The sequence below is a fragment of the Citrobacter sp. Cf116 genome (assembly GCF_030336505.1).
In the GTDB taxonomy this organism is placed as follows: Bacteria; Pseudomonadota; Gammaproteobacteria; order Enterobacterales; family Enterobacteriaceae; genus Citrobacter; species Citrobacter freundii.
This window is the reverse complement of the sequence record NZ_JAOWEQ010000037.1, coordinates 280551-302182: the sequence shown is the minus strand read 5'-3', so window position 1 is coordinate 302182 and position 21632 is coordinate 280551. Positions and strand designations below refer to the sequence as shown.

Below are 21632 nucleotides of genomic sequence, written 5' to 3'. Positions count from 1 at the left end.
TCGGGGAAGTCTTATTTTTATGCTGTAACAGCAATCACTTAGAAAGAATCTCTGGCGTGGAACCCGTTACTCTGGTGATCCGGGTATCCCTTCATGGATAGACCGTAATGATGACAATAACACTTTCACTTTATTGCTAAGGAGCAAGCATGGCAGCACCTTTGGGTCGTTTAGCACTTATTCCGCTTTTACTGATTACCGCCTGTCACCAACCCGTTTCCTCCACTCAAGCAGGCCCCGTTCCCTTTGCAGTCAATCAGCAACAGGTCGTGGATAATACCACGCTGGAAATTTCCCGTAGCGCACTGGAATATAACATTCATAAAGTTCAGCAACTGCTGGCAGATAAAACCCGGATGTGCGCCATTCTTAAAGGAGACGCGTATGGCCACGATCTCTCACTGGTAACACCGGTGATGATGCAAAACGGCGTGCAATGTATTGGCATCGCCAGCAATGAGGAGATTAGAACCGTTCGCCGGTCAGGCTATACATCACAGCTCATGCGCGTTCGCAACGCGACGGAAAAAGAGATGCGCCAGGCAGCGGACTTCGATACCGAAGAGCTGATCGGTAATCTGGATATGGCTAAGCGTCTGAGTGCCATTGCTCAGGAGAAAGGTAAAACTATTCGTATTCATCTGGCACTGAACTCTGGCGGTATGTCGCGTAACGGTCTGGAAGTCAGTACCGCTGCAGGTCTGGAAGAAGCCCGCGCCATTTCCGCATTACCCGGCCTGAAAATTGTTGGCATCATGTCGCATTTCCCGGAAGAAGATGCTGCGGTGGTTAGACGCGATCTGGCCCGTTTCAATACACAATCGGCCCAGGTACTGAAAATTACCGGGCTTAAACGCGAAGATGTCACCTTGCATGTCGCGAATACGTTCGCCACCCTGACCGTTCCTGAATCCTGGCTCGACATGGTCCGTGTTGGCGGTATTTTTTATGGCGATACCATCGCCAGCACCGAATACAAACGCGTCATGACATTTAAATCCGCCATCGCGTCGGTAAACCATTACCCCAAAGGAAACACCGTCGGATATGACAGAACCTATACCCTTAAACGTGATTCCGTTCTGGCCAATATCCCGACAGGTTATGCCGATGGTTATCGCCGTGTATTCAGTAACGCGGGACACGTGCTGATCCGCGGCCAGCGGGTTCCGGTCCTGGGTAAAACATCCATGAATACCGTGATCGTCGATGTGACCGATTTACCGCAGGTTGCATCTGGAGATGAAGTGGTACTGTTCGGTAAACAGGGAAATGCGCAGGTTAGCGCAGAAGAAGTCGAAGAAATTAGCGGCGCGCTGTTCACTGAAATGTCGATCCTCTGGGGGGCGACGAACAAACGCGTGATGGTCGATTAACACCTAAAACAGGAAGGGCTTCCTTTTCTCGCTGGAAGCCCTTTTACACAGCAAGCGCCATTCTACTTAGCTCTCACTGACACTCTCTCTTTGCAAAATTTTGAGCAAATCTTCCTTCAGGTGGAGTTTCTGTTTCTTAAGACGAACAATGTCCAAGCTATACCCCCGACCATCCGAACCTTCCAGTCTGGAGATCTCATGATCAAGGCTGTTGTGTTTTTCGAATAAGGACAGAAAGCGAGGGTTCTCGGATTTCAGTCGGGAAATAAGGTCTCTGTATTCTGGAAACATACTTTCTCCCTGTTAGTGGACAAGAACGTGTATAAGAAATACACACTCACAGAGTACCCATTTGCCATACAGAAAAATGCGAACAGGATCGAGTAAATAGTGTACAGAATCGTTATGAGGATGAATGCAGATACGGCTCCCCATCAGGAGAGCCGTAAAGAGAGTGATTAACGCATCTCGCGGTCGTCAACGTACTGACGTTTATCCGGCGCTGGTGGGAAGTACTGATACAGCCAGGTTTCGCTGATGGCGTCACCCTGACAACGCAGGAACATACGCATATCTACCGGATCGGTTGAGTCAGAGGTCGGATACCAGTCAAACTGAATGCGATAACCGTCGATTGGTTCCACGTAGAGGATCTCAATCTGTTTCGCTTCACCGCTTGAGAGCGTAATCACCGGTTCAATGCCTTTCGGCGCAGCAGCTTTTAGATCGCCACCAACAAAATCAACGGCAAAACGGCGCGCCCATTTTTCCGGGTAGTGCTCGCCCGGCGCCCATCCTTCCGGAAAACCGCCCATGCCTGTCCGGGTCGCCATCACGCGAGCCAGCGGTGAACGCACCGGCGGCTGAGCACTCCAGTACAGGCGATATTTGAATTCCAGCTCATCGCCGGCTTTGATCTTCTTCTCAGGCTGCCAGAAGCAGACAACGTTATCCAGCGTTTCGCCGGTCGTCGGGATCTCCATCAGGCCGATGGTCCCCTTGCCCCACTGGTTGCGCGGTTCGACCCACAGGCTTGGACGCTTGTTATACCAGCCCATGATGTCCTGGTAATGGGAGAAGTCGCGATCGAGTTGCAGCAAGCCAAACCCTTTCGGGTTGTTATCGGTATAGGCGTTGAACTGCAGCTTTTGCGGGTTATTCAGCGGGCGGCAGATCCACTCGCCATTGCCCCGCCACATCGCCAGACGATCGGAGTCATGAATTTGCGGGTGAATAGTGTCGCACATCCGACGCTCATTGTTGCCGCAGCTGAACATGCTGGTCATCGGCGCAATGCCGAGCTGTTTGATGTCTTTGCGCGCATAGATGTGGTTTTGTACATCCATAATCACCTGCGTTTTCTCGCAGTGGATCACGAACTTGAATGCACCGGTTACGCTTGGGCTGTCGAGAAGTGCATACACGGTAAAGGAGGTTGTGCCCGGTTTAACCGTCTCGAACCAGAAAGAGGTGAAATCAGGAAACTCTTCTTTGCTGTCGGTGTAGGTATCTACCGCCAGACCGCGGGCCGATAAACCGTACTGATAGGTGTCATCCACGGCGCGGAAATAGCTGGCCCCCAGGAAAGAAACGACATCGCGGCGGGCCAGTTCTGGCGCTTTAAAAACACGGAACCCGGCGAATCCGAGGTCAGTCTGCCCTTCCAGCTGTTTGGTATCCACGCCCGCATCGTTATATTTAAACAGTTCCGGACGGAAGTGAATTTCACGCGCCATATGCGTACTGCCATCAACCGAGAACATACGTACACGGCGACGAAAACCCATTCCCACGTGGAAGAACTGCGCATCAAGCTGACGATTTTCAACGTTGTTCCACAGAGACTGCTCTGCGTCATATTGAATGCTGTTGTAGGCCTGCGGCGTCAGTTTCGCCAGCGTGTCCGGTAACGCGCGCGGTGCGCCGCCCCAGGGTTTCTGTGCTAAGTCATGGGCCATCGATTGCAGAACGGAAAAATCAAAACGTACGGTTTTTCCGTCTGCAATGTCAGACTCTGCCGCAAAGGCGGCGCGGGAAAAGAGTGATGCAATACCACTGGTTCCGCACACGGCGGCCATTGCCATTGAACCTTTAATAAATCGTCTGCGATTCATGCCTGAAAGTGAGTCCTTCTGGTCGTGTAAATGGTCCCGCGCCGGTCAAAATCAGCGGCAAGAGAGTGCACATTTCTGACCGCTCACTCTAGACAAAATTCATTAATAATCCAATTGTTGGTCGCCGATTATCTGTACAAAATCGAAAATATTTTATGTCGATGGGAACAGACCGAATCCCATGTAAATTCCATTAAAGTAAACCACACCGACGTTTACTTCGCTCTTGCGCCTCCTGATACAGCGCAAACTCATCATAAACCGCGCAACCCAGCGCCTGTTCAAACGCGTCGCGGCTGGAATTCCCGTGGCTGCGAGCCTGCGTTTCATTCCCCAGATTGGACTGGAAAATCCCTGCGGCGCTCACCGGTAAAAAATCTTCGTAAGTGATGGGTTGCGCAACCAGCCACCCTCGCTCAATGAGCGGTTGCGGGTCGTCATCCGGACGGATTGCCTGGCGATGCGCTTCGCCTGATGGCGTCAGTCGATAACGAAACCAGGCGAGTCCCTGCTGGCGCAGCAGAAACTCACTGTCCGGGAACGCCTTGAACACCTCCTGAAGATGTAACTGGTGCGTCAGATTGTCTTTCCCCGTTCCCGCTTTATTCAGCAATTCGTCGTATAACGCTCTGCCTTTCGGCGTCAGGGCCACACCGCGCTGTTCGATTTCACCGAAACGTGCCGTGTGAGTGCCGCGCATTTCACCGGCAAACAACACCGGTTCTTCCAGCGCTTTGAAACTCGTCTGACGTAATAAAATGGGCACCTCGCGGCGTGGCGGCCCTTCAATCAGTATTTTCGGTTCAATGCCGCATTCCGGCATCATCGACTGCACCCGGTCGATATCCAGCGTACGCGGCGTCAGGTGGTTGATATGGCAACCGGGGAAACACACTACATCAGCAATCAGCCGGTGTTCGTTATGCAATGCGTGATAGGTCTCTTCATCGACCGTGGCGTGCTGATGCCAGCGGAATGTTTCCAGCGCTTCATGCACAAACTCTTGCGCCTGTTCAGATGTAAAACTGCCCTGCGCATCAAATTCATCCAGCAGCTCGTGACAACGGCGAGTGAAAATATCGCGTTTCGCGAGGATCTCAGCGGCTTTTTGCCGCAGCGCGGCGTTTTCGATTAGTTCGAGCCGTAATAACGAGGTGAATACCCGAAACGGGTTGCGCGATAGCGAGGCATCGTCGATGGGACGAAAGGCTGTGGAATGTACGGGGACGCCTGCCTGGGAGAGATCGTAATAACTCACCGGATACATGCCCATAACGGCAAACATTCGGCGCAGCGTAGAAAGCTCCTGCGCGGTACCCACTCGAATAGCGCCATGGCGCTCAACGTTTAGCCGGGCCAGTTCATCCGCATTCGCCAGTTTTTCATGCAGCGTCGGATTATTTTCCAGTACCGCCAGATTCACATCAGCGACAAGTTCCAGCAACGTGCCGTATTGCGGGACTTCCTGCTGGTACATTGCTGACATTGCCTGCGAAAATTGTTCCCGAATCTCATCTGTCGTGATGGTGTTCGCCATAATGTCATGCCTCCAGTGAATATTACCTGGAGTGTAGAAAACACCGCTGACTCCGGTGGGAAGAATTTACAAAGTGTGACCCCGCGTAAACTTCCCACCCATATAAACGATGAACAGTACCTACTGACGGGGTTTCAAATGACTTTCCAGCCAGGGGAGCATCTGTTTTTTACGGCTAAGCATACCTTCTACCTTGCAGGGTTGCGGGATGTCTGAAAGTTCTGCTCCAGCAAACCACAGGCTGGTGTCACCCAGATTGATGTCGGTGAGCATCAGCACGACCAACGCAGCATTCTTTTCCTCTGCATAGCGCCCCATTTCCTGACGGAGATCGTCCAGCACCGCATCCACCTGTTGCAGCGCATACAGTTCAAGCTGCGCTACACAGACTGAATGTCCATGGATGGTGAAGGTTTTAATGTCTTTCTGCAAAAGTTCGCGGGCGCTCATCCCTTCCACGCTTGTTTTGGCTGACAGCAGGTCGCGACTGAAAGCGTCAAGATCCACTCCGGTTTTTTGGGCCAGCGCATCAACCGCCAGGCGATCGTCAGTGGTGGTCGTTGGTGAACGAAGCGTGACAGTGTCACTCAATACGGCACCGAGCAGTAAAATAGCCTCAGCGGAAGATAACTGGTTGCGTTCATCTTCCGTCATCAGTTGCCACAGCAGGGTTGCGCTACTGCCGACGGGCTTCACCCACACTTCCGGTGGCAGACGGGTGACTAACCCACCAAGTCGGTGATGATCGATAATTCCCACCACGTTACTTTCTGTCAACGATTCCGGCCCCTGGGCAGGCTCGGTGAAATCGACCAGCCAGACATCACGATCGGTCAGTTCAAACGTCAACCGTTCAGGCATCGTCAGCCCCGCATGCTCAAAGATAAACTGCGTTTCGCGGTTAGGCTCGCCCAAACGCCATGCCGTCGCCTGCTGGCCACGTAAACTAAGCCAACGAGCCGTCATTGCGGCGGTGCAGATGGCATCGCTATCGGGATTAAGGTGCCCTATTACATGTATCATTCATCAGTGCCTTGTGAAGAGAAATCGTTCAAAAGTAAACAATAACCAAAGTATAACGACTGAACATACTCCCTTCCATGATCCCACCACCCAGCAACGCTGTACAAAACATAAGCAAAATAAATCAGTTGTAAGTAAAACATGATAAATGTTAATAATATTTTGCTATCAGGTTATCAAAAACAAACAACTTTACTTGTCACCGATACGGCTCTGTTTTTAACATCGCTTATGGAAAAAAATGTTCTGTTCAATCAGCGCATTCGCTTGCGCCATCTTCATACTTTTGTCGCCGTTGCACAGCAGGGAACGTTGGGGCGCGCGGCTGAGACCCTTAACCTGAGTCAACCGGCTCTCTCCAAAACGCTAAATGAACTGGAGCAACTGACCGGGACCCGGCTCTTTGAGCGTGGCCGCCTTGGCGCACAGTTAACGCTGCCAGGAGAGCAGTTTCTTACCCACGCGGTAAGAGTGCTGGATGCGCTCAACACTGCCGGGCAAGCGTTAAATCAGCGCGAAGAATCGCAGACTGATGTCGTACGGATTGGGGCCTTACCCACCGCGGCACTGGGCATTCTGCCTGCGGTAATTGGTCCTTTCCACAAGCAGCAAATGGAGACCACGCTACAAGTCGCCACCATGAGCAATCCGATGATTCTGGCAGGTTTAAAATCCGGGGAAATCGACCTTGGCATTGGTCGCATGGCCGATCCGGAATTGATGGTCGGTCTGAATTATGAATTGTTGTTTCTGGAATCACTTAAACTGGTCGTGCGCCCTAACCACCCGTTGTTGCAGGAAACCATCACATTAAGCCGGGTAATGGAGTGGCCGGTGGTGGTTTCGCCAAAAGGAACCGCGCCTCGCCAGCACGCAGAAGCATTGTTGCAAAGTCAGGGTTGTAAAATGCCGCCAGGCTGCATTGAAACACTTTCAGCATCGCTCTCCCGCCAACTGACGGTTGATTACGACTATGTATGGTTTGTCCCTTCAGGTGCGGTTAGAGAGGATTTACGCCAGGCGACGCTGGTATCGTTGCCGATACCTACCCACGGGGCGGGTGAACCCATCGGGATTCTTACTCGTGTCGATGTGCAACTCTCTCAGGCCGCGCAGATCCTTATCGCCGCAATACGCAAAACCGTACCATTTTGATGCCAAAAATAAAGGGACCAGATGGTCCCTTTATTGATGATTAAAACGTTTCCCAATTATCGCCGCTGGCCGTTGCCGCCTGCGGACGTGAATGACCCGGCGTAGTAGTTACCGGAACGCGTTTTATTGCGCTTGTCCCGGTTAAACGGAATGTGCCGACGGCTTCCGTTAAGCGTGCGGCCTGCTCTTCAAGAGAGGCCGCAGCAGCCGATGCTTCTTCAACCAATGAGGCGTTTTGCTGCGTGACCTTATCCATCTCTGAAATCGCCTGGCTTACCTGGACGATGCCCCGGCTTTGTTCATCAGAGGCCGCCGCAATTTCCAGCATAATGTCGGTCACGCGTTTTACCGCATCGACAATATCCGTCATCGTATTGCCCGCCGCGACGACTTCTCCGGAACCCTGGTCAATCAGTCGGACTGATTCGCTGATCAATCCTTCTATCTCTTTTGCCGCCTGAGCGCTGCGGCTTGCCAGCGTACGGACCTCACTAGCCACCACTGCAAACCCACGCCCCTGCTCTCCTGCCCGCGCCGCCTCAACCGCCGCGTTCAGCGCCAGGATATTGGTCTGGAAGGCAATGCTGTTAATAACGGCGGTAATTTCAGAGATTTTCTTCGAGCTCGTTGAGATATTGCCCATGGTTTTCACCACACCAGAGACCATCTGACCGCCCCGGCTGGCCTTGCCGGATGCATCTTCCGCCAGCGTACTCGCATGATGCGCGTTGTCGGCGTTTTGCTTCACCGTAGCCGTCAGCTCTTCCATGCTGGCCGCCGTTTGTTCAATCGCCGCGGCCTGTTGTTCGGTACGTGAAGACAGATCGGTATTACCCGCCGAAATCTCACTGGTACCGCGGTAGATTTCTTCCGCGCCCTGACGTACCGTGCCCACTGTTTTCGCCAGCGACCGTTGCATTGTCTGCAGATGACGGCTCAGGCGCCCAATTTCGCTGCGCCCGGTGGGTTCCTCTGGCATTGTCAGGTCCCCTTCTGAAATTTGCTCAATGCGCTGGGCCGCACGTAACAGAGGATGAATAACGGTACGGCGCAGAACAATAAACGTCATCACGGTCAGTGCCAGCGCAAGAACGAATGCCCCCAGCATAAAGGCCATGCCAAGCTGTGTACGTTGGTGCGCCTGTTCGCTTAACTGATTCGCCCTGGCGGTACGAATATCGATCGCCTTTAACAATACCTTGTTGTAAGCAGAGTCCAGCGGTCTGGCCTGTTCATTTTCATGGTTGATGATCGCCTCGAACATGCCGTTTTTAGCGTACTTGAGCATAGGCTGTAAGCCATCGATATAGGCTTTGAAATTGGCGCTCAGTTCAGCGTCTAACGCCTCTCCGGCAGTAGTTTTCACCGCACGAGCCATATAAGTATTGAAACCGTCCTGCGATTGCTTAATACGTTTTTCTGCCTCGGCAATATTGGCCTTCATGTCATCCATTTCAGCAATACGGCTCGCCGCACCAGCATGGATCATGTTGATACGCGCGGTGCGTAAGTGGTTAGAGCTGTTAGATAACCCCATCCGGACCTGAATCTCATCGGTTACATCGCGCTGATCGCGATCGGCCTGCATAAGAAAATAACCTGCCAGCCCGGAACTTAAGGCGAATAGCAGAAGGATGCCACCGAGAATGGAGGAAAACAGCGGAACCAGTCGGATTTGATGCAGAAAGCCCAGTTTATGCAGGGCTTGCATCGATGTAGTGTTGTCCATGACCGTCGACTCTCTTGTAGGGTTTATGCGTGAAAACACGCCCGTTAGATAGTCATCGGCAATCCGGGAAGTTTACTTACCGTGAAAAGCGCCGGATTCGTCACACTTTCACAACATAATTCTAAAAAATTCAGGAAAGTGCCAGCGGTGAAATCCGCTGGCCAATGAATCAGTTATCACCAAAATGGATAACGGTACGGATGGATTTACCCTGATGCATTAAATCGAACGCTTCGTTAATCTGCTCCAGAGGCAGGCGATGCGTAATAAACGGATCTAACTGAATTTTTCCGCTCATTGCTTCTTCGACCATACCCGGCAACTGAGTGCGCCCTTTTACGCCGCCAAACGCGGAACCACGCCACACGCGACCGGTTACTAACTGGAACGGACGTGTTTTGATCTCCTGACCGGCACCCGCCACGCCAATGATGATGCTTTCGCCCCACCCTTTATGGCAACACTCCAGCGCCGCACGCATCACGTTAACGTTGCCGATACACTCAAAGCTAAAGTCCACGCCACCGTCGGTGAGCTCAACAATCACGTCCTGTACCGGCTTATCGTAATCGTTCGGGTTGATGAAATCGGTCGCGCCCATTTCACCAGCCAATTTGAATTTCTCCGGATTGGTATCAACAGCCAGAATACGCCCGGCTTTTGCCTGCACCGCGCCCTGAATCACCGCCAGGCCAATACCGCCCAGACCAAATACGGCTACGGTATCGCCTTCCTTCACTTTCGCGGTGTTATGGACCGCTCCGATACCGGTGGTCACGCCACATCCCAGCAGACACACTTTATCCAGCGGAGCCTGCGGGTTAACCTTCGCCAGCGAGATCTCTGCGCAAACGGTATATTCGCTGAAGGTACTGGTACCCATATAGTGATAAATCGGCTCGCCGTTATACGAGAAGCGCGTTGTGCCATCAGGCATCAGACCTTTGCCCTGTGTCGCCCGCACGGCCTGACACAAGTTAGTTTTACCCGATTTACAGAACTTGCACTCGCCGCACTCTGCGGTGTACAGCGGGATCACATGATCGCCCGGTTTCAGGCTGGTGACGCCTTCCCCCACTTCAACCACAATGCCGCCGCCTTCATGGCCCAGTACCGCCGGGAACACGCCTTCCGGATCGTCGCCTGAGAGCGTAAAAGCGTCAGTATGGCACACGCCGGTGTGGGTAATTTTAACCAGCACTTCACCTTTCTTTGGTGGTGCGACGTCGATTTCAACAATTTTTAACGGTTGGCCGGGGCCAAATGCAACTGCTGCACGTGATTTCATTTGTCTCTTCCCATTATTGCAAGGTGATGGTGTTATTTTAGATAAGCACGCAGAAGATGGCCGATCTCAGCCATGCGCACAGCTCGCTGGTCTGGTGTTGTCTCCCCACTGACCAGTTCATCTTTCAGGTGGATCTCAACCATTTCGCCCATCAGACCATTGGATGCGCCGCGTACGGCGGCAATTTGTTGCAGGATCGCCAGGCATGGTTCGCCAGATTCCAGTGCGCGCTCAAGCGCATCAACCTGACCGCGAATACGGCGTACACGGGTGAGAATGCGTTTTTTATCTTCGGGTGAATGCGGCATACGCCCTCCATATACTATAGGGGGGTATACTATCAGAATTTTTATGTAATTGTAAAAAACTAACATCTATTTAATGAGGGGGTGACGACCAGGCCTCGTCAGATGAACCCTGGTCGCCAGGTCACTGAATGGCTTTCTGAACTAATTTTTCCAGATTTTTTAAGGGTTGAATTGCCGCAGTATCTGGTCCATAAGTCTGTAATATCTCAACCGGGTGATATCCAACGACTACACGTCCATCCGACTCTTCCCGAATCAATACTCTAAAGGGAAGGTCGAGCGCCATATCAGGATATGCCTGCATTAATAGTGTGCCACCTTTAGGATTGCCAAAAATAATGACGGTTGTGGGTAACATGGTTAGTCCAGCATTTTTAGCCTCTTTCGCATGATCAAATTCGCCAAAAAAAACAAGATTATGACTCTCAATGGCAGCAATGAGATGCTCTCTGGTCTGCTGGTAATTATAAGTACTATACGTTTTGATCATGGTATTCCCGGTGTTGGCAGCATGACTGGTTACCGTCATAAGCAGATACAGTGCAGCTGTAATAAATATATTTTTTAGAGACCGAAGCATCACAACATCCTTAATTTAACGATAGTCTGGAAAGCTATCTAAGACCAGCGGATACTTTGCCGGTATAATCTCTCTCGTGCTGATTCTGTGCAAGGATACATTTGGCAGAATGCACCATCGCAATAAGACCCGCAGCCATCATTATCGTGTCTTTTAAGACCAGTCGCCCGGCGCCAGAAAGATAGGGAAACCCGGTGTGAGAATCCTGGCCACTTACCCATGTTTCTGGTGTAAATATCAGGAATGTCAGAGTGACAAAAGGAGTTAAGAAGGCAAGTGTTGCCCCCCAAAAACCGATTTTTGGTGATACATAATGAGCAAGAATCAATAATGAAAAAATGACTTCAACAACACCAAGTCCGGTAGAGTACCCATAAGTATTATTCGCATGATGCCATGCGCGGTTAGCCTCTATTAATTCGCCTTCATGGTTCATGAACTGAGTATAATTACTCGGATCGTTATAAAAGAAAGACATAAATGGGCTATTAGCTACAAAAGGAACGATGCTATCTGCTTCATAGGGAATGAACTTCAACAATCCTATCCACATAAATACAATGGCAATAGAAATGCGACAAAGATTTATTCCCACGTTTTCTTTCGTTGAAACATATTGGTATAGTTTATCCATCATATCCAGAGGTCCTGTGTTGTAGAAATCACGACCTTTATAACCTTGTTATTTATATGCCTATATGTTCAGGAATCTATAATTTTTGTTTGATCGTCTGTAAAGGTCAAAATATAGACTATGGATAAGTTCGGTTGAGTGGAATGAACTCCTTGTTTTCGTTTTGGCTATCAAACTACTCGTAGCAAATCGTTGTATAACGTGGTGAAAGCATGTCTCTCTTCATCGCCCACGGTTGCTGTATCCCTTGTCCGGCAAAGTAGAGCGTTCCTTTACCCTTTTCCCAGATACCTCCATCAGTTTATCGCTGTTACCCCGCGGCGTTAGGTTGTCGTCAAAAAGATTCAGTTCGCCGTACGTATCGGCAACCAACCTGACATGATCAATTTTTACCAATCCATAACCCAGGCTTACAGCATTAATATTCTCTCACGTCAATAACCACTAAAAGTTAATGGTTTATAAAACAATTTAACCTTACAATAACCATACTTTTTCATGTCTTAAGTTTAAGCTGGAGAAAAAAATGGAGCTCAGCCGGAGGCAGTTCTTTCGAATCTGCGCGGGCGGTATGGCAGGAACAACTGTTGCATCTCTCGGATTCTTATCATCTTTTTCCGTTCACGCGGAAACCCGTCAATACAAACTCTTAAAAGCAAAAGAGACACGTAATAACTGTACGTACTGCTCAGTAGGCTGCGGCATGCTGATGTACAGCCTTGGCGATACAGCCAAAAACGTCAAAGAAAGTATCTACCATATTGAGGGCGATCCGGATCATCCGGTGAGCCGTGGATCGTTGTGCCCTAAAGGCGCTGGCGTGCTGGATTATATTCATAGTGAAACCCGTCTGCAGTATCCCGAATATCGTGCACCGGGTTCGGATAAATGGCAGCGTATTAGCTGGGATGATGCGATTAATCGTATTGCCCGACTTATGAAAGATGACCGCGATGCCAACTTTATTGAGAAAAATGCCCAGGGCGTTACCGTCAACCGATGGTCCACCACGGGCATGCTATGCTCCTCAGCGGCAAGTAATGAAACCGGGATCCTCGACGGTAAATTTGCTCGCGGACTAGGTATGGTCGCTATCGACTGTCAGGCACGGTTATGTCATGGCCCCACCGTTGCTGCTCTTGCACCAACGTTTGGACGTGGTGCGATGACCAACAACTGGGTCGATATTAAAAATGCCAACGTAGTGCTTATTATGGGCGGTAATGCCGCTGAGGCACATCCGGTAGGCTTTAAATGGGTAGTCGAAGCGCAAACTAAAAACGACGCCACCGTGGTGGTAGTCGACCCGCGTTTTAACCGTAGCGCCGCCGTCGCCGATCTGTATGCGCCAATACGCGCTGGTTCCGACACCGCATTCCTGCTCGGTGTAATCCGTTATCTGCTGGAAAATAACCAGGTGCAGCACGACTATGTGCGCCATTACACCAACGCCAGCCTGATTATCCGTGATGACTATCAGTTCGACGACGGCTTGTTCAGTGGCTATGACGACAAAAAACGCCAGTACGATAAATCGAGCTGGTTCTATCAGCTTGACGAACAGGGTAATGCCCTGCGTGATGAAACATTGTCTCACCCACGCTGCGTGTGGAATTTGCTGAAAGCCCACGTCGACCGCTATACGCCAGAAATGGTTAACCGGTTGTGTGGGACCTCAGTGGCAGATTTCAATCGTATCTGCGAAATTCTCGCCAGCACCAGCGTGCCTGACCGCACCGCTACTATTCTGTATGCGCTGGGTTGGACACACCACTCCGCCGGGGCACAGATTATCCGCGCCGCCGCTATGCTCCAGTTGCTACTGGGCAATATAGGCATGGCGGGCGGTGGCGTTAACGCCTTACGTGGCCACTCCAATATTCAGGGCTATACCGATCTTGGCTTGTTGTCGACGAACCTGCCGGGCTATATGCCGCTGCCGTCGGAAAAACAGACAGACTACCAGACCTATATTTCGCAAATCACGCCGCCTGCGCTAGGCGTGAATGAGGTCAATTACTGGCAAAATACGCCGAAGTTCTTTGTTAGCATGATGAAAAGTTTCTGGGGCGACAATGCAACAGTGGAAAATAACTGGGGCTACGACTGGCTACCTAAATGGGATCGCCTGTATGACGTAATGACCCAGGCTGAATTGATGCTCGAAGGGAAGATTAATGGTTACATCGTTCAGGGCTTCAATCCGCTGGCGGCGTTTCCGGATAAAAACAAATCAACTCGCGCGCTTTCAAAACTGAAATATATGGTGGTTATCGATCCGCTGGTCACTGAGTCGTCCAATTTTTGGCAAAATCATGGCGAGATGAACGATGTAAACCCGGCAGATATTCAGACCGAAGTTTTCCGTCTGCCCTCTTCCTGCTTTGCTGAAGAAAATGGTTCAATCGCTAACTCCGGGCGTTGGTTGCAATGGCACTGGGCTGCGGCAGAACCACCAGGTGAAGCCTTACATGACGGGAAGATCCTCGGTCGCCTGTTTATGCGGCTGCGCGAGTTGTATCAACAGGAAGGTGGAGCGAATCCGCAACCCTTGTTGAATATTGCCTGGAATTATAAAGATCCATACGACCCACACCCAGAAGAGATTGCGCGTGAAGCAAATGGCCAGGCGCTTGAAGACCTTTATGATGACAAAGGCCAGCTTATAGCCAAAAAAGGCCAGCAGCTCAGCAGCTTTGCACAGTTGCGCGATGACGGCTCGACCAGCAGTTTCTGCTGGGTCTACTGCGGAAGCTGGACAGAACAAGGCAACCAGATGGCCAATCGCGACAACAGCGATCCGTATGGTCTGGGCTGCACACCGGGCTGGGCGTGGTCATGGCCTGCCAACCGCCGTATTCTCTACAATCGCGCTTCGGCCGATCCATCAGGAAAACCGTGGGATCCCAAACGAACCCTGCTGCATTGGAATGGCAAAAAGTGGGCCGGTATGGACGTAGCCGACTACGGCCAGGCCGCACCGGGCAGCAACGTTGGTCCGTTTATCATGAATCCGGAAGGCGTAGCGCGTCTGTTCTCCATCGACAAAATGAACGACGGGCCATTCCCGGAACATTACGAACCCATTGAGTCGCCTATTGGTACCAACCCGCTGCACCCGAATGTTGTATCCAGCCCGGTTGCGCGTATCTACCATGACGATATCGCCAATATTGGTAAAGCGGATGCCTTCCCGTACGTCGCCACAACTTACTCCATTACCGAACTGTTCCGCCACTGGACCAAACATGCGCTGCTCAACGCCATTGCTCAACCCGATCAATTCATCGAAATCGGTGAGGCGCTGGCGAGCAAAAAAGGCATTGCGGCAGGTGATACGGTGAAAGTGATGTCGAAACGCGGCTTTATCAAAGCGAAGGCGGTGGTCACCAAACGTCTGCAAACGCTGACGATCGATGGTAAGCCGGTCGATACTATCGGTATCCCTTGTCACTGGGGCTTTGAAGGCGCCACACGCAAAGGGTTCCTCGCCAATACGTTAACGCCATCGGTGGGTGACGCGAACTCGCAAACACCGGAGTATAAAGCGTTTCTGGTCAACATCGAGCGAGCGTAAGGAAGGGAACTCATGGCTATGCAATCACAAGATATTATTAAACGCTCGGCGACGAACAGCATCACGCCACCGCCCCAGGCGCGGGATTACCGTGCAGAAGTGGCAAAATTAATTGATGTCACTACCTGTATTGGCTGTAAAGGCTGTCAGGTCGCCTGCTCAGAGTGGAACGATATTCGCGATGAAGTGGGCTACTGCAACGGCGTCTACGACAACCCGACCGATCTCAGCGCTAAGTCCTGGACGGTGATGCGCTTTAGCGAAACCACCCAGAACGACAAGCTGGAATGGCTGATCCGCAAAGACGGCTGCATGCACTGCGCCGATCCCGGCTGTTTGAAAGCCTGTCCATCCGCTGGAGCAATCATTCAGTATGCCAACGGGATTGTCGACTTTCAGTCCGAGCACTGTATTGGCTGTGGCTACTGCATTGCTGGCTGCCCGTTCAATATTCCGCGACTTAATCCCGAAGATAACCGGGTCTACAAATGTACGCTGTGCGTTGACCGGGTCAGCGTGGGCCAGGAACCGGCCTGCGTGAAAACTTGTCCGACCGGCGCTATCCAGTTTGGCACCAAAAAAGAGATGCTCAATGTAGCGGAAACTCGCGTGGCGCAGTTGAAAAAACGCGGCTATGCCAATGCGGGCATCTACAACCCGCAAGGGGTCGGCGGTACCCACGTGATGTATGTACTTCATCACGCGGATCAACCATCGCTGTACCACAATCTGCCGGATGAGCCAAAAATCGCCGCACCAGTGAACTTCTGGAAGGGGATTTTAAAACCACTCTCCGCCGCCGGATTTATCGCCACCTTTGCCGGGCTGATTTACCACTACGTGGGAGTCGGCCCAAACAAAGAGACGGATGATGATGAAGAGGAGAACGGTCATGAGTAAAAGCAAAATGATTCTGCGCACCAAATTCATCGACCGTGCTTGTCACTGGACGGTGGTAATAAGCTTCTTCCTGGTGTCGCTTTCCGGTATTGCGCTGTTCTTCCCGACGTTGCAATGGCTCACCGAAACTTTCGGTACACCGCAAATGGGGCGAATTCTACATCCGTTTTTCGGGGTGATGATTTTCATCGTGCTGATGTTTATGTTCGTCCGTTTTGTACACCACAACATTCCCGATAAACAGGACCTTCCCTGGATTAAAGGGATCGTTGAGGTACTTAAAGGCAATGAGCATAAAGTCGCTGATGTGGGGAAATACAACGCAGGGCAGAAAATGATGTTCTGGAGCATCATGAGTCTAATTCTGGTATTACTGATTACCGGCGTTATTATCTGGAGGCCCTACTTTGCCCATTATTTCTCAATTAACATTGTTCGTTGGAGTTTGTTAATCCACGCGACAGCAGCCATTGTGCTGATCCACGCCATTCTGATCCATATGTACATGGCGTTTTGGGTAAAAGGTTCAATTAAAGGGATGATCGAAGGGAAAGTGAGTCGACGCTGGGCGAAGAAACACCATCCTCGCTGGTATCGTGAGGTTGAACTTACTGAAGAAAAAGCACCGGAATTAGAGTCTAAATAAAAGCAATAAGGCCGCTGTTATTCAGCGGTCTTATTCTCTCAATGGCCCAGTGATATGCTGCGGCGCTGCGAGACCTGATTATCAGGCGAATAAAAGGCCCTCCATTCAATGATGAACAAACCCTACCCAACCCGCAGCAAATCACTGTATCTCGTGGTATAACGCGGTGAGAGTATATCTCGCTTCATCGCCCACGGTTGTTGTATACCTTGTCCGGCAAAATAGAGCGTTCCTTTACCCTTTTCAGCATTGAGCGTATCCAGAACGGCCATCAGCTTATCGCTGTTATGCCGTGGAGCGTTGTCATCAAAAAGATTCAACTGTGCAACACCTGAGCTAAAAAAATCGCCCAGCATGACCCCTGCTTTTTGATAACGTAGCCCCTCTCGCCATATTGCGTCCAGGCTACATGTGGCCGCCCTTATAATTTCCCGACTATCCTGGGTTGGTGTCAGCAGTTTTATCGATGCGCTGTTACCGTAATACGGTTCATTCAGGGAAAATGGGCTGGTTTTGATAAACGTAGAGATAAACCGGCAGAACTGGTGCTCTCTGCGCAGCTTTTCCGCAGCACGTGAAGCATAGGTACAAATTGCCTCTCGCATCGCGTTGTAATCCGTGAGTTTTTCACCAAACGATCTTGAGCAGATAATTTCCTGCTTAACTGGCGCAAACTCCTCCAGCTCCAGGCAAGGTTCACCGCGCAATTCCCGCACAGTGCGCTCAAGCACAACGTTGAAATGTTTGCGGATAAAGCGAATATCGGTATCTGCTAGGTCGCAGACCGTTTTAATGCCCATAGCGTCAAGTTTTTTACTGATACGGCGTCCAACACCCCAGACTTCATCAACCGGGAGCGCAGTCATCAGCTTACGCTGGCGCTCAATATTCGAGAGATCCACCACCCCGCCAGTCTGTTCCTGCCACTTTTTGGCAGCATGGTTAGCCAGCTTGGCCAGGGTTTTGGTCTGAGCGATACCGACCCCAACCTTGAGGCGTGTTTTTTGTAAAATGGTTGCTCTGATTTCCCGACCAAAATCCGTCAGATCCCGGCAGTTTCGCACGCCCGTTAAATCGCAAAAGGCTTCATCAATACTGTACATCTCCACGCGCGGCGACAGCTCCTCCAGAATCGACATCACCCTGCTGCTCATATCCGCATACAATTCGTAGTTCGAACTAAAACAGAACACGCCATAGCGCCTGAACAGATCTTTCTGTTTGAAATATGGTGCGCCCATATTAACGCCAAGCGCTTTTGCCTCCGCGCTACTGGCAATGACACAGCCATCGTTATTTGAAAGAACGACAACGGGTTTACCCTTCAGATCGGGCCGGAATGCCGACTCACAGCTGGCATAAAATGAATTAACATCCACCAGCGCAAACATAATCAGCCCGCAGATTTAATGATGAATGTCACTACGCCAAATATATCCAGCGTGTCCTCGCTGCCGATCATGATCGGCGCGTAGGCGCTGTTCTCTGGCTTCAACATCACCACCGGATGCAATTGCAGGCGCTTAACGGTGAATTCGCCTTCAATAGCAGCAACCACAATGTCTCCGTGGGCCGCTTTTCTGGCACTGTCGACTACCAGCAAGTCGCCAGCACCGATCCCTGCCCCCATCATGGAGTCGCCAGACGATTTAACAAAATAGGTTGCACTGGGATGCTGCACCAACAGATCGTTGAGATCGATACGTTTCTCAACGTAATCCTGCGCAGGAGAGGGAAAACCGCAGGGCACGAGATCGCTAAATAGCGGGAAGTGTTTGATTTCGCGGTGTTCAACTGGCTGGAAAAACAACATAATAATCTGCCTCTCATATAACTGTATTTATATACAGTAGTTTTAATGAAGACAGTGATCAAGTGACAAGTGTGGCGAATTGAGCGTTGTTTAACCATCTTGTCGATAAGCTTTTATGATGTCTGGAAAAATAATCGGCTAAAAAAATGCCCCACATTTGCGGGGCATTACCTCAGGAGCGTTTTCGCGGCATCATGCGCAACAACGTATTGTCCTTCCAGAAATAGTGATGCATCAGGGCAGCAGCAGCATGCAGAGCAATAACAAAATAACCCAGGTTTGCCAGCGTCACGTGCCAGGACTTCAGCATATCCACTAAATCAAAGTTGGCCTCTGCCGCATGCGGCATAACGATGCCGAATGCAATCCACGGGTTACCCCGGTTGTACATCATCACCAGCCCAATAATCGGCAGGACAATAAACAACAGATAGATAACCAGATGCCCCAGATGCGCCATTCCGGTCATCATCGGCTTCGGTTTTGGCACAATCGGCGGAGCCGGGTATTTCAGCCTGACCAGCAGACGCGCCACCATCAGCGTTAAAATAGTGATACCGCAGGATACGTGCACCATGTTGAACAAGGGGCGATAGCTGCGCGGGAAAAATCCGCGAAACTCCATGGCGCTGTACGCCACAATAACCAACAAAAAGACCAGCCAGTGAATACCGATTTGCAGGCCAGAATACTTATTCCCCATAACACTTCCTGAATAAAAACAATAATGCGTCAACATAACGGGCTTTTGTTAAAAATTCATTAACTTTTGTTCACCCATTTTCAGTCGCTTACGCTTAACCGCAAGAACCGCTATTGCCGAGGATGCCTGTCTGGACTAAGCCTGGTAGGGAAAATATGTCGTACCGCCTCATTCTGACAGGAGAAAACCATGAGTAAAATTGGCATTAACGGTTTTGGTCGTATCGGTCGTCTGGTATTGCGTCGACTACTGGAAGTCAAAAGCAACGTGGAGGTTGTGGCCATTAATGACCTCACCTCGCCCAAAATTCTCGCCTATCTGTTAAAGCACGATTCAAACTACGGCCCGTTTCCCTGGAGCATCGACTTTACCGAAGACGCGCTGATTGTCGACGGTAAAAAAATCGCGGTTTACGCAGAAAAAGAGGCCAAAAATATTCCGTGGAAAACGACTGGCGCTGAGATAATCATCGAATGCACCGGTTTTTATACCTCGACAGAAAAAGCCAACGCGCACCTGGATGCAGGGGCCAAAAAAGTGCTGATATCCGCCCCGGCTGGCGATATGAAAACCATCGTCTTTAACGTCAACGACGATACAATGGATGCGAACGATCGGATTATCTCGGTCGCATCGTGCACCACTAACTGCCTCGCACCGATGGCGAAAGCCCTGCACGACAGCTTCGGTATTCAGCTTGGCACCATGACCACCATCCACGCCTACACGGGAACGCAGTCGCTGGTTGATGGACCTCGCGGGAAAGATCTGCGCGCCTCACGGGCAGCAGCGGAGAATATCATTCCCCATACCACCGGAGCCGCCAAAGCCATTGGTCTGGTCATTCCGGCATTGAGCGGAAAATTAAAAGGCCACGCCCAGCGTGTTCCGGTGAAAACAGGATCCGTCACGGAACTGGTATCGGTATTGGGGAAAAAAGTCACTGCTGAAGAGGTCAACAACGCGCTGAAAAAAGCCACGCAAGACAATGAGTCATTTGGTTATACCGATGAGGAAATCGTCTCGTCAGATGTCATTGGCTCGCATTTCGGTTCGGTATTTGATGCGACACAAACCGAAATTACCGAAGTGGGCGATCTGCAACTGGTAAAAACAGTCGCCTGGTACGATAACGAATACGGTTTTGTCACCCAACTTATTCGTACACTGGATAAATTTATCAAGCTCTAATGTTCTGGCGGAGGCTCGCCTCCGCCCTCTTTCATTTCCCGCGAATTCAATACGTTGTGAGTCTCTCCCCGTTTTCGATTCACTGACTGTGCTATAGCTAACCTTTGCCACTGAGGGAGCATAGTAATGGAAGCACTGAGTCGTGAAACGTTAGAAAACATGATGGAGCAAGCCGTTGCTAAGGCCACCACCGTCTCATTCTGGCCGCAGGGTGAAGCCCCCGGAGCAAAAAACAGCGATGCGGTGTTTACGCCTGAACCCCGACATACAGGAACATCTCAGTATGATCGTGCGGTCACCGGTATTCGCGCCCCGGAAATTACCGTTTATGCCCCCGCAAAACCTAACGGCATAGGGATCCTTGTCACGCCAGGCGGCTCTTATCGTCGCGTGGTGATGGATAAAGAAGGCAGCGTACTGGCACCGTTCTTTAACGCTCGCGGTTATACCCTGTTTGTGATGACCTACCGCATGCCGGGTGATGGCCATGAGGAAGGCGCAAACGCGCCGCTGGCCGATGCCCAGCGCGCCATGCGCTACATTCGCGCCAACGCCCATGAATGGAAAATTAACCCTGATCGTATCGGTGTGTTGGGCTTCTCTTCCGGTGGTCACGTGGCCGCCAGTCTGGGAACCCGGTTTGCCGAAACGGTTTATACGCCGATAGATAACGTAGACGAGCAACCTGCGCGCCCTGCGTTTATGGCACTGGTGTACCCGGTTGTCACTCTGCGCGAAGACATCGGTCACCCGGGATCTCGTCTTGAGCTGGTTGGCGCTAAGCCAGAAAAGGAAGATCTGCGCCACTATTCTCTGGAAGAACGCGTGGATAGCACAACGCCGCCGACATTCCTGCTACACGCCATTGACGATCCGGCGGTGAAGGTAGAAAACAGCCTGGTCTTCTTTAATGCGCTACGTGAGCAGGGCGTTCCGGTCGAAATGCATCTGTTTGAACGCGGTAAGCACGGATTTGGTATTCGTGATGCGCAAGGGTTACCGCTGGCAATCTGGCCGGAAATGATGATGAACTGGGTAGCCACTAAAGTGTGAAGATT

At 51.0% G+C, this 21632-nt stretch carries 19 protein-coding genes and 1 pseudogene; 7 read left to right on the top strand and 13 right to left on the bottom strand.

Features of this window, described 5'->3' with window-relative positions:
* The first annotated feature begins 149 nt into the window (after nucleotides 1–149).
* Nucleotides 150–1376: an alanine racemase gene (gene alr, locus OGV74_RS10835; RefSeq protein WP_048217781.1), complete on the top strand. Its 1227-nt coding sequence runs from the start codon at nucleotides 150–152 to the stop codon at nucleotides 1374–1376.
* 66 nt (nucleotides 1377–1442) lie between these two features.
* Here alr and OGV74_RS10830 read toward each other — a convergent pair whose 3' ends face one another.
* The 4 genes from OGV74_RS10830 to OGV74_RS10815 form a co-directional block, all read right to left on the bottom strand.
* A complete protein-coding gene (locus OGV74_RS10830; RefSeq protein WP_003020276.1) occupies nucleotides 1443–1667 on the bottom strand; it encodes an HP1242/YdcH family protein in 225 nt (74 codons plus the stop codon).
* Between the two features lie 167 nt (nucleotides 1668–1834).
* Nucleotides 1835–3490 carry a glucan biosynthesis protein D gene (locus tag OGV74_RS10825; RefSeq protein WP_086504113.1) on the bottom strand — a complete coding sequence of 552 codons (1656 nt, stop codon included), beginning with the start codon at nucleotides 3488–3490 and terminating at the stop codon, nucleotides 1835–1837.
* A 193-nt stretch (nucleotides 3491–3683) separates the two neighbouring features.
* Nucleotides 3684–5027, bottom strand: a complete 1344-nt coding sequence (gene hglS, locus OGV74_RS10820) for a 2-oxoadipate dioxygenase/decarboxylase HglS (protein ID WP_286520786.1) — start codon at nucleotides 5025–5027, stop codon at nucleotides 3684–3686.
* A gap of 120 nt (nucleotides 5028–5147) precedes the next feature.
* On the bottom strand, nucleotides 5148–6050 hold the full coding sequence (locus tag OGV74_RS10815; RefSeq protein WP_048217783.1) for a manganese-dependent inorganic pyrophosphatase: 903 nt from the start codon (nucleotides 6048–6050) through the stop codon (nucleotides 5148–5150).
* 231 nt (nucleotides 6051–6281) lie between these two features.
* Here OGV74_RS10815 and pcaQ point away from each other — a divergent pair, with 231 nt between their 5' ends.
* Entirely contained in the window at nucleotides 6282–7205 is a 924-nt protein-coding gene (pcaQ, locus tag OGV74_RS10810) for a pca operon transcription factor PcaQ (RefSeq protein ID WP_003020288.1), read from the top strand.
* A 40-nt stretch (nucleotides 7206–7245) separates the two neighbouring features.
* On the opposite strand, the gene OGV74_RS10805 is transcribed toward pcaQ, so the two are convergent.
* The 6 genes and pseudogenes from OGV74_RS10805 to OGV74_RS10780 all read right to left on the bottom strand — a co-directional run.
* On the bottom strand, nucleotides 7246–8934 hold the full coding sequence (locus OGV74_RS10805; protein WP_032949364.1) for a methyl-accepting chemotaxis protein: 1689 nt from the start codon (nucleotides 8932–8934) through the stop codon (nucleotides 7246–7248).
* Nucleotides 8935–9103: 169 nt separating this feature from the next.
* Complete coding sequence (locus OGV74_RS10800) at nucleotides 9104–10222, bottom strand: S-(hydroxymethyl)glutathione dehydrogenase/class III alcohol dehydrogenase (RefSeq protein ID WP_003020293.1); 1119 nt, start codon at nucleotides 10220–10222, stop codon at nucleotides 9104–9106.
* 32 nt (nucleotides 10223–10254) lie between these two features.
* Nucleotides 10255–10530 carry a metal/formaldehyde-sensitive transcriptional repressor gene (locus OGV74_RS10795; RefSeq protein ID WP_003833178.1) on the bottom strand — a complete coding sequence of 92 codons (276 nt, stop codon included), beginning with the start codon at nucleotides 10528–10530 and terminating at the stop codon, nucleotides 10255–10257.
* Between the two features lie 121 nt (nucleotides 10531–10651).
* The gene (locus OGV74_RS10790; RefSeq protein ID WP_226999288.1) at nucleotides 10652–11110 is read right to left on the bottom strand and encodes a DUF302 domain-containing protein; all 459 of its coding nucleotides are present in this window, start codon (nucleotides 11108–11110) and stop codon (nucleotides 10652–10654) included.
* A gap of 34 nt (nucleotides 11111–11144) precedes the next feature.
* The gene (rclC, locus tag OGV74_RS10785) at nucleotides 11145–11744 is read right to left on the bottom strand and encodes a reactive chlorine resistance membrane protein RclC (protein WP_032932627.1); all 600 of its coding nucleotides are present in this window, start codon (nucleotides 11742–11744) and stop codon (nucleotides 11145–11147) included.
* A gap of 175 nt (nucleotides 11745–11919) precedes the next feature.
* A pseudogene (locus OGV74_RS10780) lies at nucleotides 11920–12095 on the bottom strand (DUF4113 domain-containing protein); the annotation flags it as partial.
* 175 nt (nucleotides 12096–12270) lie between these two features.
* On the opposite strand from OGV74_RS10780, the gene fdnG reads away from it, so the two are divergent.
* Genes fdnG through fdnI form a run of 3 tightly spaced genes read left to right on the top strand, consistent with a single transcriptional unit; the run spans nucleotide 12271 to nucleotide 16867 of the window.
* Nucleotides 12271–15321, top strand: a complete 3051-nt coding sequence (gene fdnG, locus OGV74_RS10775) for a formate dehydrogenase-N subunit alpha (protein ID WP_286520785.1) — start codon at nucleotides 12271–12273, stop codon at nucleotides 15319–15321.
* A gap of 12 nt (nucleotides 15322–15333) precedes the next feature.
* Complete coding sequence (gene fdxH / locus OGV74_RS10770; protein ID WP_003836079.1) at nucleotides 15334–16221, top strand: formate dehydrogenase subunit beta; 888 nt, start codon at nucleotides 15334–15336, stop codon at nucleotides 16219–16221.
* Nucleotides 16214–16867, top strand: a complete 654-nt coding sequence (gene fdnI, locus OGV74_RS10765) for a formate dehydrogenase-N subunit gamma (RefSeq protein ID WP_003020312.1) — start codon at nucleotides 16214–16216, stop codon at nucleotides 16865–16867. The genes fdxH and fdnI overlap by 8 nt, the downstream gene beginning before the upstream one ends.
* A 122-nt stretch (nucleotides 16868–16989) precedes the next feature.
* Here fdnI and OGV74_RS10760 read toward each other — a convergent pair whose 3' ends face one another.
* The 3 genes from OGV74_RS10760 to cybB form a co-directional block, all read right to left on the bottom strand.
* Nucleotides 16990–18258: a Y-family DNA polymerase gene (locus OGV74_RS10760; RefSeq protein WP_057064304.1), complete on the bottom strand. Its 1269-nt coding sequence runs from the start codon at nucleotides 18256–18258 to the stop codon at nucleotides 16990–16992.
* A gap of 2 nt (nucleotides 18259–18260) precedes the next feature.
* Nucleotides 18261–18680: a translesion error-prone DNA polymerase V autoproteolytic subunit gene (locus OGV74_RS10755; RefSeq protein WP_003020321.1), complete on the bottom strand. Its 420-nt coding sequence runs from the start codon at nucleotides 18678–18680 to the stop codon at nucleotides 18261–18263.
* A gap of 172 nt (nucleotides 18681–18852) precedes the next feature.
* On the bottom strand, nucleotides 18853–19383 hold the full coding sequence (gene cybB, locus OGV74_RS10750) for a cytochrome b561 (RefSeq protein WP_003020322.1): 531 nt from the start codon (nucleotides 19381–19383) through the stop codon (nucleotides 18853–18855).
* Between the two features lie 189 nt (nucleotides 19384–19572).
* On the opposite strand from cybB, the gene gap reads away from it, so the two are divergent.
* Entirely contained in the window at nucleotides 19573–20574 is a 1002-nt protein-coding gene (gap, locus tag OGV74_RS10745; protein ID WP_003020325.1) for a type I glyceraldehyde-3-phosphate dehydrogenase, read from the top strand.
* 126 nt (nucleotides 20575–20700) lie between these two features.
* Nucleotides 20701–21627 (top strand): alpha/beta hydrolase, encoded by a 927-nt coding sequence (locus OGV74_RS10740; RefSeq protein ID WP_003840844.1) that lies wholly within the window; start codon nucleotides 20701–20703, stop codon nucleotides 21625–21627.
* Nucleotides 21628–21632: the final 5 nt, after the last annotated feature.

Excerpts from the sequence above, each read along its gene's own strand:
- alr (WP_048217781.1), top strand. The coding sequence starts at position 150 with ATGGCAGCACCTTTGGGTCGTTTAGCACTTATTCCGCTTTTACTGATT.
- OGV74_RS10830 (WP_003020276.1), bottom strand. The coding sequence starts at position 1,667 with ATGTTTCCAGAATACAGAGACCTTATTTCCCGACTGAAATCCGAGAAC.
- OGV74_RS10825 (WP_086504113.1), bottom strand. The coding sequence starts at position 3,490 with ATGAATCGCAGACGATTTATTAAAGGTTCAATGGCAATGGCCGCCGTG.
- hglS (WP_286520786.1), bottom strand. The coding sequence starts at position 5,027 with ATGGCGAACACCATCACGACAGATGAGATTCGGGAACAATTTTCGCAG.
- OGV74_RS10815 (WP_048217783.1), bottom strand. The coding sequence starts at position 6,050 with ATGATACATGTAATAGGGCACCTTAATCCCGATAGCGATGCCATCTGC.
- pcaQ (WP_003020288.1), top strand. The coding sequence starts at position 6,282 with ATGGAAAAAAATGTTCTGTTCAATCAGCGCATTCGCTTGCGCCATCTT.
- OGV74_RS10805 (WP_032949364.1), bottom strand. The coding sequence starts at position 8,934 with ATGGACAACACTACATCGATGCAAGCCCTGCATAAACTGGGCTTTCTG.
- OGV74_RS10800 (WP_003020293.1), bottom strand. The coding sequence starts at position 10,222 with ATGAAATCACGTGCAGCAGTTGCATTTGGCCCCGGCCAACCGTTAAAA.
- OGV74_RS10795 (WP_003833178.1), bottom strand. The coding sequence starts at position 10,530 with ATGCCGCATTCACCCGAAGATAAAAAACGCATTCTCACCCGTGTACGC.
- OGV74_RS10790 (WP_226999288.1), bottom strand. The coding sequence starts at position 11,110 with ATGCTTCGGTCTCTAAAAAATATATTTATTACAGCTGCACTGTATCTG.
- rclC (WP_032932627.1), bottom strand. The coding sequence starts at position 11,744 with ATGGATAAACTATACCAATATGTTTCAACGAAAGAAAACGTGGGAATA.
- fdnG (WP_286520785.1), top strand. The coding sequence starts at position 12,271 with ATGGAGCTCAGCCGGAGGCAGTTCTTTCGAATCTGCGCGGGCGGTATG.
- fdxH (WP_003836079.1), top strand. The coding sequence starts at position 15,334 with ATGGCTATGCAATCACAAGATATTATTAAACGCTCGGCGACGAACAGC.
- fdnI (WP_003020312.1), top strand. The coding sequence starts at position 16,214 with ATGAGTAAAAGCAAAATGATTCTGCGCACCAAATTCATCGACCGTGCT.
- OGV74_RS10760 (WP_057064304.1), bottom strand. The coding sequence starts at position 18,258 with ATGTTTGCGCTGGTGGATGTTAATTCATTTTATGCCAGCTGTGAGTCG.
- OGV74_RS10755 (WP_003020321.1), bottom strand. The coding sequence starts at position 18,680 with ATGTTGTTTTTCCAGCCAGTTGAACACCGCGAAATCAAACACTTCCCG.
- cybB (WP_003020322.1), bottom strand. The coding sequence starts at position 19,383 with ATGGGGAATAAGTATTCTGGCCTGCAAATCGGTATTCACTGGCTGGTC.
- gap (WP_003020325.1), top strand. The coding sequence starts at position 19,573 with ATGAGTAAAATTGGCATTAACGGTTTTGGTCGTATCGGTCGTCTGGTA.
- OGV74_RS10740 (WP_003840844.1), top strand. The coding sequence starts at position 20,701 with ATGGAAGCACTGAGTCGTGAAACGTTAGAAAACATGATGGAGCAAGCC.